Source organism: Clostridium collagenovorans DSM 3089, from assembly GCF_900130005.1.
In the GTDB taxonomy this organism is placed as follows: Bacteria; Bacillota; Clostridia; order Clostridiales; family Clostridiaceae; genus Clostridium_D; species Clostridium_D collagenovorans.
Window position 1 is genome coordinate 217,254 of sequence record NZ_FQXP01000007.1, and the last position, 13,437, is coordinate 230,690.

The following is a 13,437-nucleotide window of genomic DNA, read 5'->3' on the forward strand; positions in this document are numbered from 1 at the left end:
AGCTTAATTAACATAATAATTAGGTTTAGTTTAGTTACTTTTTAGCATTGTAACTTTTCTTAGGCTTTACATCATCATTAGAGAAATATTTTATCTTAAAGAAGTTAGATAACTTCTCTAAAGAATCAACTAAAACCTGCTCTTCATCGTCACTTAATCCCGCTATAGTTGCTTTAATCATATCAGAATGAAACTTCTCATGTATTCTATACACTAACTTACCTTTTCTAGTTAATTGAATCAAAACTACTCTTCTATCAATTTCACTTCTTTCTCTCTCAACATATCCCTTCTTAACAAGATTGTTGATTGCTATAGTTAATGTACCAACTGTAATATCTAGCTGTTGAGCTACCTCACTCATTGTTCTACTAGAATACATCCCGATAGCTTCAATTGTATGTACTTCTGTAATAGAGATATCACTAAAGTTTCCATCCTTAATAGCGTTTTGCTCTATAACTAGGATATCATTAAATAAATCAACCAGTAATTCATTTATGATTTTTACAGACTTACCCAATAGAAACACCACCTACTTTTATGGTCAAATATTTCGATAGTCAAAGTATAATAAAATAAAGAATTAATGTCAATAGCTATTTAAGTTCTATATTTCTACATTTTACAAATTATTGAACAAGCCTCTATTTACCATAAACCCTTGAAACAACTAGTATCAACCTATGTGACAAAGTATAATTACAACTTTTTTGACTTGTTAATTAAGTGTTAATAAGCTTTTAAGATTTAATCCTTTAATATATAATCCCTATGAAAACTACTTACCTAAATCTAAAATTTTAATCTTATAAGTCACATATGTATTAAAATGTTTAATGCTAATCATATTCAATCTTCCCCCTCATTATTCAATAAATATAGGTACAAAATCAAATTTTAAAGTTTAATCATCTATTATATAAATTAAAACAACTTAACTAATACAATATTAAAAAATCTTAAATAAAATTAACCCCATACAATATTTACTACTGACAATATATATTTCAAAGCGTATATTCTCTTAAATAAAATATTTTTGTGTTAATTTACTAAATAAGTTGTCCATACTATTATTATGATAAAATATTACTTGGAATTACTTGTTTAAGTTTGAATTCTTATATACTATTAATATAACTCATAGTTTGTTATAATTAAGAGTCTAAGAATAATTTTAGGGAAGGTGGAGTGTTTACATGAGTACATTTATGTTCAGTAGCAAAAATATAAAACATACTCTAATAAGTAATGTATTTATAGATAGATACATGCCTACAGCTAGAGGGGAGTATGTAAAGGTCTACATATTAGGTTTAAAATACTTTTCTACTGGAGAAGCTGGTGCATCTTCCTCTGTAATCGCTGCTACATTGAACTTATTAGAAACTGATGTGTTACACGCTTGGAACTATTGGAGTAATGAGGGAGTTATAAAAATGGAGCCAATAGACTCTAAGGGAAACTACACAATAGAATTTCTAGATTTATCTGAAAGCGAAGAGGTTTCTGATTCTGATGTTCATATTTTAAAAGAATTAGATAATTTATCTACTAAGGATATGCTTCAAGATATTGAAAAACTAATTGGAAGACCTCTTTCAAATAAAGAAATATCAATGTACATTGGTTGGCAAAAGGAATTTGGTTTCTCATTAGAACTTACTTTAATATTAATACAATACTGTGCTTCAAAAGGAAAAACAGATTATAGATACATTGAAAAAGTTGCTTTAGCTTGGCATGATAACAACATTAAAACAATCGATGAGGCTCAAGATTTTATAAGTTATAACGAAGATAAGTGGGTTAAGCTTAGAAAGATACTTAACTACCTGGGTATTCAAAACAAAGAGATAATGAAGCCTCAAGAGCAACTTTTAACTAAATGGATTAGCACTTATAACTTTCCTCTAGATGTAATTTTCCATGGTTGTGACATTTGCTTTAATCGTATAGGAAAGACAGACTTTAAATACATTGATGGTATTTTAAATAGTTGGTTTAAAGACGGTTTGAAAACCTTAGAAGAAATTGAAAAAAATCAAAACTCTAAGAAAAAAACTACCTTTAAACCTAATACTGTAGGAAGCAAACCAAAGTCATCATCAAATAGCAACTTTGGAAACTATGAGCAACGCTCATATGACTTTGATGATTTAGAGAAAAAATTGTTAGGATGGGATGATAATGATTAAAGGTTATCAAGAAAGATTACTAAAAATCTATGATACTATTAGAGAAGAGGAAGCAAAAGCCTTAGAAGCTAGAAAAGAAGAGATTCAAGAGAAACTACCTGAAGTTTTAGATATAGAACGTGAAATCGGTAAGCTTTGTATTCAGGTTTCTATAAGTGCTTTTAAAGATATAGACAACAGAGAACAACATCTCAATAACTTAAGAGAAAAAATAACTGATTTAAGAATGCAAAAATCTGAATTACTTGTTTCTCATGGATACCCAATGGATTATTTGAATCTAAAGTATCACTGTGAAAAATGTAAAGATACAGGCTTTATATTAAATCAAAGATGTGAATGTTTTTATAAGAAGTTAGTTGATCTTTACTATGAAAATTCTGAGTTAAAAGAAGTATTACAAGTTAGAAACTTTAATAACTTCGCTTTAAATTACTTTGATAGTCATAAATCAAATAACCTTGAAAGCCCTAGAAAGAATATGGAGAAAAACTTAGGTACAGCAATGAATTTTATTAAGAACTTTAATAATTCTGATGAGAATTTATTATTCTACGGAACTGCTGGAACTGGCAAAACCTATCTTTCTCAATGTATTGCTAAGGAACTCTTGGATAAAGGTGTTTTAGTTGTTTATAGAACAGCTGATGACTTGATTAAGGATTTGAAAGAAATAAGATTTGATAATAATACTACTTTAGAAAATTTAATTATAAATTGCGATTTACTTATTATTGATGACTTAGGTACAGAGCAAATGAATGATTTTTCTAGAACTGAATTTTTTAACCTTTTAAATAGAAAGCTCCTTAAGAAAAAGAAGATGTTAATATCAACTAACCTTTCCTTAGAGGATTTGCTTAAAAACTATTACGATAGAATCACTTCTAGATTGCTAGGAGAGTTTACTTTAAGTAAGTTCTATGGAGATGATTTAAGAATAAAGCTTAACTTAAAAAAAGGTAGGGCTTAAAAATAACCTTAATATATATTTTAAAAATACCTCTTAGTATTTTTAGGGTTGCTTTTACTTATTAAATAACTTTAGTTTTAAGCTCAAAGGTTATTCATTGAGTACTTATATCTATAAGCATAGCTATTGATAACTAATCAAAGATTATATAAGAAAAGGATGTTATATCATAATTAATATAACATCCTTTTCTTATTACCTAAATTCAAATAACTCTTTAGAAACATATACAGCATCACTTACATGTAATTTAAATATATCAATATCAGAAATCTTCATCTTATCTACCCAAGCATCAAAATCTTTCTCCGTACAGAAGAAGTTCATAATGTTTCAGCAGTTCTTACCCCAGTCTGTGTATTTATTTAAATCCACATGTAATACATGTAAGTCTGATGGACTATAATTTTTAATTTCCCCATCCACTATTTCTACACTTATTTCTGTATTAGTATTACTACATTTAGATTTAACCTCTATGTTTTGATTGAAAGTGAATGCTGTACCCATTGCATCAATTGCACACATTGCATTAAACTTTCTTCCATCCTCTAAAGTAACTAAATGATTAGTTGGTAATGCTGATACTGGATAAACAAATATAGCTTCATTGTTTTCATTTAATACGAATCCATTGTTTTGCTTTAGGTTTTCTAAGGACTCATTTATAGACTCTATATTTAAATCCACCTCTAATAAACTTAAATCCTTCTCTATATGGAATGGCTTTTTATTATCTATAACAAAGTTCATTATAGCTTTTCTTAGAATATTATCTTCCTTAGTGTAATATTCACATTTATTTTTTACATTTAAGTCTTTTGCTATTGTATTCATGTAGTTCTCCTATGTTATTTACTTGAAACTGCTACTTCTTCATATCCTAAAGCCACAGTTAAAACTTCTGTTAGTTTATCTTTATAAGAATTATATTGCTCACAATCCCTTACCCTTGGTCTAGGTAAATCAATCTTTAAATCTTCTATGATTCTACCCTTATCTGTAGACATAACTATAACCCTATCACTCATATAAACTGCTTCATCTACATCATGAGTTACCATAATAGCCGTTGTTTTATCAGCCATGAAAATAGACTCTAGCTCCTCTTGAAGTATCTTTCTCATCTGAAAGTCAACTGCACCTAAAGGTTCATCTAAAAGTAATACTTCCGGTTTACATGCTAATGCCCTAATAACAGCTATTCTTTGTTTCATTCCCCCAGATAATTGACTTGGATAAAGCTTTTCCTTACCCTCTAGCTTAGACATTTTCAATAATTGATTTAGCCTAGCTCTTCTGTCCTCCTTAGGAACCTTCTGCTGTTTCATAGGATATAATATATTCTTTTCTACAGTCATCCATGGAAATAATGCATAGTTTTGAAATACAAATCCTCTATCTGCCCCTGGACCCCTAACTATTTTATCTCCAACAGATATTTCTCCAAGATTAGCACCTTTAAAACCAGCTATTATTGTTAATAAAGTTGTCTTTCCACATCCTGATGGACCTAGTAAAGATACAAATTCACCCTCATTAACTTCAAAACTTATATCCTTTAGAACTTCATTTATTTCCTTATTATTTTTAAAAGATTTACTTATATTATCTATCTTTATTTTCATTATTCTACAACCCTCCATTTTGAAAGAGTGTTATTTAATAAATTAAGAGCTCTATCAATAGCAAAACCTACTAAAGCTGCAAGTACCATTAATGCAATAAGTCTATCTGTTTGCATCATTGTTTGTGCATCAACCATTAAGAAGCCAAGACCTTGGCTTGTCGCTATGAACTCTGCTCAGATAACAGACATCCATCCACTACTTATTGCTATTCTAGCGCCTGTTAATATATCTGGAAGTGTTGCAGGTATTATTATATCCTTAAATATACTAACCTTGCCTGCACCCATACTCTTAGCTGCATAATAGTAATCCTTAGATATATTCTTTACCCCTTGTATAGTGTTTAATATTATAGGAAATACTCCAGTGAAGGCTATAAGAAATATAGTTGGTCCATCACCTATACCAAACCATACAATAGTTAATGGTACCCATGCCATTACTGGAACTTGTCTTACTGAGTCAACCAATCCTCCAATAAGTCCGTTAGCAACCTTAGATAGCCCCATCATAAATCCTAGAGGTACCCCTATAATTAAAGCCCATAAGAAACCTTTTAGCACACGTACTAAAGTTATAGATATATTTAATAACACCTTAGAATCTACTACACAATTAAAAAATTGCATTATTGTATCAGTAAATTTAGGCATTATAAGATCATTATTTTTAGTTACAGCATAAGACTGCCATGCTATAGCTATTATTACTAATAATATAATCTTATATATTATCTCTTTTTTTCCACTACCAGAAAATTTTACTCCTCTAGGGGTGTAATTTGTAACCTTAACATCTGCCACTCATATCTCCTCCTATCATCTAAATAATTTTTATTTCTTTCCCTGGAAATAATTTCAATAAAAGCATCAGGCTCCATTATTTCCTCTCTAACTTTATTAAAAGCCTTTATAAATTTTTTATATTCAATATTATCTTTTATACTTTTCTTAATAACCAAAGAGAAGGTATTGTAGTTTTTATCTTCTTTCATAAATACTCTTTTGCCTTCTATCTCCAAAGACTTTATATAGTCTAAAACTATACCATCTACTTCTCCCTTTTCTAGTGCATATGGTAATACCCTCGTAGATATTTCCTTAATCTCACATTCTTCTCCAAATGTATCTTTAACCATATCTACTTCAAACTTTCTATTTTGTGAAACTCCTATTGTCTGTGGGTTATCCTTTTTAGTAATTATTATGGATGAATTAATTATGGCATCAGGAACTATTTCAAACCTCTCATCATTTTGAACAAATTCCTGCGCTTTAGAACTACATATCACTGCTAAGTCTATAGCATCTGAACTCAGTGCTAATTGAGTTGAATTGTTTCAGCAATCATCAAAGTTGTACATCTCTACATTAGACTTTTCTATGTTTAAATCAACTTCATCTAACTCATGTAAAATTACAGTATCACTGTCATAAGCCTTTATTACCTCGTTAAAGATAATAGAGGGTAACCCTTGTGTTACCCCTATTTTAATAGTAGAGCTTGGCTTATTTTCATACCTAGTCTTGTTTAAAAACAAAGCTATTATTATTGCTAGTATAATCACCAAGCTCATTCCTTTTATTACTTTTCTATTCACCAGCAATTTCTTTTGCTTTTTTAAGCCATTCATCATAAGACATACCTGTTGGGAATACAGGGTCAATTTTTTCTTTTATAAATGTATTAAAATCATCCTTACCACACTTATCTAATAAATCTGTTTGTACTAATTGATTTTTATCTACTTCTTCATAGTCTCCATGACTAATGTTTTCTGTTAATCTCTTATCAATAGCTGCATCATTTATATCCCAAGTTATTGTTCTACCCTCTTCAACTGTCTTTTTATAAACAGTCATTAATGCAACCTCTTCTGGAACTGAATAGTTTTCAGCAAATATTTTAGCTGCTTTATATGGGTTAGAATATAAATACTCAATAGATTTAGTGTGAGCTAACATTAATCTTTCAGCTACTTCTGGGTGGTCTTTTACAAAGTTAGTATTTAAAGCAAATACACAACATATTGTCTTTTCACCATCTACACTGTCAAATACATTCATGATCTTTCCTGTCTTCTCATACTCAGCCATAGAACCCCATGGATCACATGCTGTATATCCCTTTATCTCACCAGTTTTTAATGCTATGTATGCACTCTTATCACTATCAAAGTTTATTCCTTCATAGTTTTTACCTTCAACTGGTATGTTCATATCCTTAGCCATTTGTCTCCATGCCCAGCTTTTTTCTGGCTCTGTTCCAACACCTAACTTCTGACCTACAAGATCCTTAGGCTCATTTACATCATTAGAAACGATTAAGTAATATGATCCACCCTCATGATTGTTAGCCCCTATAGTTATAGGTGTGCCCTTGTTTATTCCTCTTGTTACATTTTGAAAACTTATGTACCCTGCATCCATTTGACCAGCTGACATAGCTTGAGGAACTTTTCCATTACCAGTAACCTCAACCTTTAATCCAAGCGCTTCATATATTCCTGCATCCTTACCTATACAAGCTGCAGTCATATGGTCACAGTTATAATAACCTAACTTTACAGTATAGTCATCCTTGATCTCTGGAAGCTTCATATCCTTTATTGATTGAACTATTCCTGTAGTATCAAGTTTTCCACTTTGAGCTGACCCCTTGTCTGAGCCACAAGCTACTAATCCTGTAGATAAAGTTAAAATTCCTAATGCTAAAGTAAGTTTTTTTAGATTCTTATTCATGTATTTTCCTCCTGAAATATATATAATAAATATTAACAACAATCCTCCATGCCATCTCCAAATAAGTCTGTTAACACCATGTTTTCGACTCTAAAGATTGCATATCCTAAATTTCCCCTCTTAGATCCACTAACAATGAATTCCATCTCTTTTTCATCATCAATATTTTTCAACTTAATACTTTGATTTTCTATTGGAGCTGGAACTTCATTAGTATACTTAACGCCTTCACTGGAATCAGTTGCAACTATTAGTCTTGTATTCTTATCTTCCTTGTATATAATAATTAAGTCCTCTAACCCATCATTTGTAACATCAGCATGTTCACAAATAATAGCTTCTCTATTAGGAAACTTTTCCTTAAAGTCTATATATAATTTATTATCTTCATAGTTGTGAGCAGCTTGCTCATTACCTGCTTTCTCAGTCTTACCACAGCCTGATAGCATAGTGATTACTATAACAATAAAAATAATACTTATTTTACTTAACCTTTTCATATCTTTACCTCAAACTTTTTATAAAAATATCCTTATACTGTACACTTTCTTTTTTCAATCATTGTCTTAACGCTTTTATAAAATGATTTCATAGCAAACATTACAATTATGGCAGAACATAAATATTTAAGCCACATAGGAGCTACAAACATAAATTTGTTAGCAGTGTTTATTGTATTATTTACACTGTTAAAGTTTAAAACTGGAGTAAATCCTGGCATAAGTAATACATTAGTTAAGTATCCTACAATCACAGATATTCCAACTACAACACCACAATACATAAATGCAGTCCTTTTACCTATAAGCTTATAAAGACTTATAAGTTCTGGTAAATTGGTAGCAGCACCTGCCATTAAAAAGGTTATTGCAATACCTGGAGCGGCTCCACTAGCTATTAAAGCAGCAATAAATGGTATATGACCAACTGCACAAACATACATTAATGCAGCCAATATAGTAACACTCCCTAATGATAAAATACTTGGCTCACCTAAATACTTTTGAATAAACTCTTGAGGTACAATATTAAAAATAATAGATGCCATAAGCATTCCTAAGATAACATACTTACTTACAACTACAGCAAGGTCATTAAGAGACCACTGCATGCCCATCTTTATTTTCTCCATAAAACTCTTCTTTTGTCTTACTAAAACTCTTTTCTGAATATCACCTTCTATACCTGGTGCCTGTAATTCTTTACCCGCAAACATATTACCTATAACCCCTATAATAAGTGGTCCTAAGAAACCTGTTATTACATATATAATTGTTATATCTCTTCCTAATAGTCCATAGCATAAAATTACAGCTATTGGATTAATCATAGGTGTTGAAGTCATAAAGGCTAATGTTGGTCCTAAATATGCTCCAGAATAATACATGCTTATACCAAGTGGAATAACCCCACAACTACATATAGGTAATAACATTCCTGATATAGTACTCTTAATAATTGAACTTATCTTTTTATTACCTAAAACTCTTTGAAATTTATCTGGTGAAAGAACCTCATGTAAGAAGCCAGCTAATAAAAAACTTATCACTAACCAAACCGATGCACCATTCAATATATTTAATGATGACCAAAACAAATCCTGTATAAACTTTATAATATCCATTACTCTCTCCCCATTAATTGAGAAAAAGCCAACTCTATAACCTTCTTATTAAGATTCTCTACAACTTGACTTTCATCAATTATCAATACACTCTTGCTCATTAATCCATATTTTCTTATATAGTCAAAGTCCTTACCCGCTTTATAGACCTTAACCTCTACTAAATCCTCATATTTTTTTGCCAACTCTTGAACCAAGGTTGAATATGGATCACATCAAGCACATACATTAATAAACTCTACTAAATGTTTAGCCATATAAATTCCCTCCTCTTTTAACTTTTCTTACTTAATCTTAAAATATGGTAATTACTTGTCCATATTAAATAAACTTCTATGTACTACTAAAATTTAAAACTCAAAATATTTATGGTTATGTACTTGGATTAATATTAAATACACCTTATAAAAATACAATTGATTTTCAATACCACTTCAATTAAAACTATAAGGATATTTAACACTTCATTTATTTTCAATACTGTTTTTTATAAATTTATAAATATATTTAAAATTTGTTAAATTATATCTACAAGCACAACATAAATATAGATTCATAATATTATTATGAATCTATAAAAAATTTCACATTATAAAGTTATTACTTGATCTACACCAACTGATTGTAAAGCTGTATATAATAATGGGAAGCATCCTACAGCTGCCCCTTCAATTAACTTGTCCCCTATTTGTCTTTCCTCAACACATTGATCACAAGCTAAAAGTATAACATCTGTTTTGTCATGTAACTTCTGTAATCTATCCCCTATGTCTGATCCTTTTTCTAATAAGTAAGTATTATCAAATACGAAAAACATGCCTACAACTTCTGCCCCATGAATCCCTTGCTCCATTTGTGGTATTATCATCTTATCAAGTATTGTTCTAGTATTTGCTGAACTTATTACATATGCAACCTTCATTTTTGTATCCCCCTAGTTTTATTAACCATAATATTAAAATCTTTAGAATTGAGTAATATATGTTAAATTATTTAACTACGTATTTTATTGATTTCACACTCTATAACTTCTGTTATTATTTCCTTAGACAGTTTATCAATTATTATTTCTTCATTTATTACTATTGTACTTTTTAAAAATAACCCATATTTTTTTAAATAGTCGAAATCTCTTCCCACCTTATATATCTTTAAATCTATGTACTCACGGTATAATTCACTTAATCCTTCTACAAAGGATCCATATTTATCACATCATGCACAGACATCTATAAATTCTACTAATACTTTTTTCATATAAAATTTCCTAATTCCCAACAAATTCATACAAATAAATATAATTTTCAAACAAATGAAGTCGTATATTATACTATTTTGTATTCCCATATATATTTTATATTGAGAACAGGTAAAAATCCAAAAGTATTTATCTATAGATAATAAACCATCTATCAGCATTCTTAATTAGCGTAACTATAATTTAATAATCTAATAAAAATAAAGGAATATCCTAATAAAAATATAAATAGAAAACATATTATGGTTAATTAAACTAAATAATATATTAACTTCACATTTATATTTTTTGAAGAATATCCCTTTTTTAAATATCATTATTTTATTATCATCTAATATACGTATAAATGTTATATTATGGCCATAAGCTAACACTTAAAGCTATAAATTTAAACTTATTCACCTTAATTTTATTTAAATAAGAATATAATCCTTATAAGTATTTAGCAGCTATTTTACTTTTATAGTCTTTGAATAAGTAGCCATTTCCTTCATCTTATTTTCATCCTTTTGTTTAATAGTTTTTATAAAATTTTCTCCCGTGTATATATGCAATTCACTTGTATCTTTCTCATTTACAGAGAATACTGCTGCCCCTTTGGCACCATCCTTAGCTTCTCTGCCACCATAATATTGCATAGCTTCACCTTTATCATTAAATACAGTAACTCCAGTTCCAAATTCTATTGCATCTAAATCTTCTGGCCTTATATCCTCTACTATAATTTCAAATGGTGTTACCACTACACTTATTAATCCAAACCCTAAATCATTTTCTTCATTAACCTCTATTTTTTTAACATTCTCTTTATCCACAGTTATAGGAATATTAAAATCCAATGGTCCAGACACTAAATATCCATTAGGATTATCAGCGGCATCAACAATTCCTCCTTTATCTAAACTTTCAATAAGTACTTGCCTTAAGCTTAATTTCAAGCTAAATTCATCATTTATATATGGTACTCTATCCAAATTAACCTTAAGCACTCCAGCAAAGGAGTTAGGACCAGTTTTAGAACCTTCTATCCTTTCAAAACTATCAATAATTCTTTCTTCATTGATTCCATCAATCGAACCTTTTATATGACAGTAAATACTTTCATGTGATTCACTTTCATCTACATCTAGAGGAAATCTAGGTAGCTTACCTAACTCGTCCTTATAATTCATCTCTAAGGTGATATAAGCTGAATATCCATCACAGTATACTTCTGCTACTGTAATATCTAATCCTTCACTACTTTGTGTTTCTACATCTACTTTATTAGCTAATGAAGAATAATCCCCAGAAAATGTTATCTTTTTTTCCACTTGAGAAAATATTTGACTTATAATAGGAAGCTTAGATGCTATGGCTGGATTAGTTATCCCTAAACCACCAATTGCTATTACAGTTGCTGCACTAGCTGCAATAACTTTATTTCTTAATCTTCTATTTTTTATCTTTCTTATTTCATTCATACTACTTATAACTACCTCATCTAATCTTTCAGGAATAGGAATGTTATCAAATTTATTTTGCATAAACATAATCCTCCTTTAAATACTTCTTTAATTCTTCCTTTGCACGACTTAAATAAGCTTTAACTGATCCTTCTGGAATATCCATTGTATAGGCAATCTCACTTATCTTTAAGTTATCAAAGTACTTTAAAATAATTACGGATCTATACTTATGTGGTAAAACATCAATTGCATCATACAAATCTAGTCGTTGCTCTAATTCAATATTTTCTTCTGTCATAGCAACTTCTACTTCTTCTATAGGAGTATATTTTATAGATTTCTTTAGTATATCATTTGCTGAATTAATTAGAATTCTAGTTATCCAAGACTTGAAATATTTTGGTTCTCTTAAATTATTGATAGTACTAAATCCCTTTAAAATACATTCTTGTACAACATCTAAAGCTAAATCCTCATTCTTTACATATAAGAATGCTGTACGATATAAATACTGTTTATTTAATTCTATCAATCTTCCATAGGCATCTATATTACCATGCATGGCTTTTTTCACTATCTTCTCAATAGCTTTGCTATCTTCAATCAAAAATTTCACCTCATTTTATCTGCCATAGGTCCTAGGATATGGCTGGTTATTTTGTTTTACACTTATTAGACAGTAAATTTATTTAAAAGGTTACAATAATTATAAATTTTTCTTTTAATTTATATATTTACATATTTCTTATACCTTCTATAAATTAAATTAGATCTCTATATTCTAATAAAGATTCTTCATTGTTTTTATATATAAGGTTCTTTATAGAACAAATTTACGGATTAATATAAATGAAGAATATTAATTAGAACTTATATATTTAGGTTTTATATCTGGATTTTTTTAAGGTTTAAAATTATTGCTAAATGCTATAAATGCTATAAATGCTATAAATGCTATAAATGCTATAAATGCTATAAATGCTATAAATGCTATAAATGCTTTTTATTTTAAAATGTATACTCGGTTGAATCAATGATTTTGATTCTCTATACTTCTGATTTTATTGAAGAAATTTGACTATGCCTTAAGATGTGATAATGCTCTTCAATATGTATTAAATTCAATAAAACTTATTTTATAAAGGTAAAATAAGTTTTCAAAAAATAAAAAAAGTCCTAAACATTGTTTAGAACTTTCATGGAGCTGGCAATAGGACTTGAACCTACAACCTGCTGATTACAAGTCAGCTGCTCTGCCAATTGAGCCATGCCAGCATAATTTTAAAATGGCGACCCAGAAGGGACTCGAACCCTCGACCTCCGGCGTGACAGGCCGGCACTCTAACCAACTGAGCCACTGGGCCATTATTTGGTGGAAACAACAGGGATCGAACCTGTGACCCTCTGCTTGTAAGGCAGATGCTCTCCCAGCTGAGCTATGCTTCCATAAATGGTGACTCCTAGGGGAATCGAACCCCTGTTACCACCGTGAAAGGGTGGTGTCTTGACCGCTTGACCAAGGAGCCATATTAATTTTTATTTTATCTTTAGTTAAGTTAAA

General features: G+C 29.6%; 14 protein-coding genes, 4 tRNA genes and 2 pseudogenes. 2 read left to right on the forward strand and 18 right to left on the reverse strand.

Features of this window, described 5'->3' with window-relative positions; genetic code table 11:
• Positions 1-34: 34 nt before the first annotated feature.
• Entirely contained in the window at positions 35-523 is a 489-nt protein-coding gene (locus tag BUA48_RS10405; protein ID WP_072831996.1) for a MarR family winged helix-turn-helix transcriptional regulator, read from the reverse strand.
• Positions 524-1,202: 679 nt separating this feature from the next.
• Between BUA48_RS10405 and BUA48_RS10410 the strand changes: the two genes are divergently transcribed.
• The gene (locus BUA48_RS10410; RefSeq protein ID WP_072831997.1) at positions 1,203-2,201 is read left to right on the forward strand and encodes a DnaD domain protein; all 999 of its coding nucleotides are present in this window, start codon (positions 1,203-1,205) and stop codon (positions 2,199-2,201) included.
• Positions 2,194-3,174 (forward strand): ATP-binding protein, encoded by a 981-nt coding sequence (locus tag BUA48_RS10415; protein ID WP_072831998.1) that lies wholly within the window; start codon positions 2,194-2,196, stop codon positions 3,172-3,174. Before BUA48_RS10410 ends, BUA48_RS10415 begins: the two co-directional genes overlap by 8 nt.
• A 195-nt stretch (positions 3,175-3,369) precedes the next feature.
• Here the strand turns inward: BUA48_RS10415 and saoL are convergent, their stop codons facing one another.
• The 17 genes and pseudogenes from saoL to BUA48_RS10500 form a co-directional block, all read right to left on the reverse strand.
• Entirely contained in the window at positions 3,370-4,011 is a 642-nt protein-coding gene (gene saoL / locus BUA48_RS10420) for a MerB-like organometallic lyase SaoL (RefSeq protein WP_242944338.1), read from the reverse strand.
• Positions 4,012-4,025: 14 nt separating this feature from the next.
• A complete protein-coding gene (gene saoA / locus BUA48_RS10425) occupies positions 4,026-4,802 on the reverse strand; it encodes an ABC transporter ATP-binding protein SaoA (protein WP_072832000.1) in 777 nt (258 codons plus the stop codon).
• Positions 4,802-5,545 (reverse strand): annotated as a pseudogene (gene saoP / locus BUA48_RS15830) (ABC transporter permease subunit SaoP); the annotation flags it as partial. The gene saoA and the pseudogene saoP, both read right to left, overlap by 1 nt.
• A gap of 20 nt (positions 5,546-5,565) precedes the next feature.
• Entirely contained in the window at positions 5,566-6,096 is a 531-nt protein-coding gene (locus tag BUA48_RS10440; protein WP_072832003.1) for a MetQ/NlpA family ABC transporter substrate-binding protein, read from the reverse strand.
• Positions 6,097-6,144: 48 nt separating this feature from the next.
• Positions 6,145-6,405 (reverse strand): hypothetical protein, encoded by a 261-nt coding sequence (locus tag BUA48_RS10445; RefSeq protein ID WP_178138974.1) that lies wholly within the window; start codon positions 6,403-6,405, stop codon positions 6,145-6,147.
• Positions 6,398-7,546, reverse strand: coding sequence for an ABC transporter substrate-binding subunit SaoX (gene saoX, locus BUA48_RS10450; protein WP_072832005.1), 1,149 nt, complete (start codon positions 7,544-7,546; stop codon positions 6,398-6,400). The genes BUA48_RS10445 and saoX overlap by 8 nt, the downstream gene beginning before the upstream one ends.
• 32 nt (positions 7,547-7,578) lie before the next feature.
• Complete coding sequence (gene saoC / locus BUA48_RS10455) at positions 7,579-8,046, reverse strand: Cys-Cys-COOH (seleno)protein SaoC (RefSeq protein WP_072832006.1); 468 nt, start codon at positions 8,044-8,046, stop codon at positions 7,579-7,581.
• Between the two features lie 32 nt (positions 8,047-8,078).
• Positions 8,079-9,170 (reverse strand): efflux transporter SaoE, encoded by a 1,092-nt coding sequence (gene saoE, locus BUA48_RS10460; RefSeq protein WP_072832007.1) that lies wholly within the window; start codon positions 9,168-9,170, stop codon positions 8,079-8,081.
• A complete protein-coding gene (gene saoT, locus BUA48_RS10465; RefSeq protein ID WP_278336840.1) occupies positions 9,170-9,427 on the reverse strand; it encodes a thioredoxin-like (seleno)protein SaoT in 258 nt (85 codons plus the stop codon). The genes saoE and saoT overlap by 1 nt, the downstream gene beginning before the upstream one ends.
• Positions 9,428-9,759: 332 nt before the next feature.
• Positions 9,760-10,092: a DsrE-related protein SaoD gene (gene saoD / locus BUA48_RS10470; protein ID WP_072832009.1), complete on the reverse strand. Its 333-nt coding sequence runs from the start codon at positions 10,090-10,092 to the stop codon at positions 9,760-9,762.
• Positions 10,093-10,163: 71 nt separating this feature from the next.
• Positions 10,164-10,373: pseudogene (locus tag BUA48_RS15930) on the reverse strand (thioredoxin-like (seleno)protein SaoT); the annotation flags it as partial.
• Between the two features lie 504 nt (positions 10,374-10,877).
• Positions 10,878-11,954, reverse strand: coding sequence for a DUF4179 domain-containing protein (locus BUA48_RS10475; RefSeq protein ID WP_072832010.1), 1,077 nt, complete (start codon positions 11,952-11,954; stop codon positions 10,878-10,880).
• Positions 11,944-12,483, reverse strand: coding sequence for a sigma-70 family RNA polymerase sigma factor (locus BUA48_RS10480; protein ID WP_242944340.1), 540 nt, complete (start codon positions 12,481-12,483; stop codon positions 11,944-11,946). Before BUA48_RS10480 ends, BUA48_RS10475 begins: the two co-directional genes overlap by 11 nt.
• Before the next feature lie 592 nt (positions 12,484-13,075).
• Positions 13,076-13,151, reverse strand: a tRNA-Thr gene (locus BUA48_RS10485).
• Between the two features lie 12 nt (positions 13,152-13,163).
• A tRNA-Asp gene (locus tag BUA48_RS10490) sits at positions 13,164-13,240 on the reverse strand.
• A 6-nt stretch (positions 13,241-13,246) separates the two neighbouring features.
• Positions 13,247-13,322 (reverse strand) — tRNA-Val (locus BUA48_RS10495).
• Positions 13,323-13,327: 5 nt separating this feature from the next.
• A tRNA-Glu gene (locus tag BUA48_RS10500) sits at positions 13,328-13,402 on the reverse strand.
• Positions 13,403-13,437 lie beyond the last annotated feature (35 nt).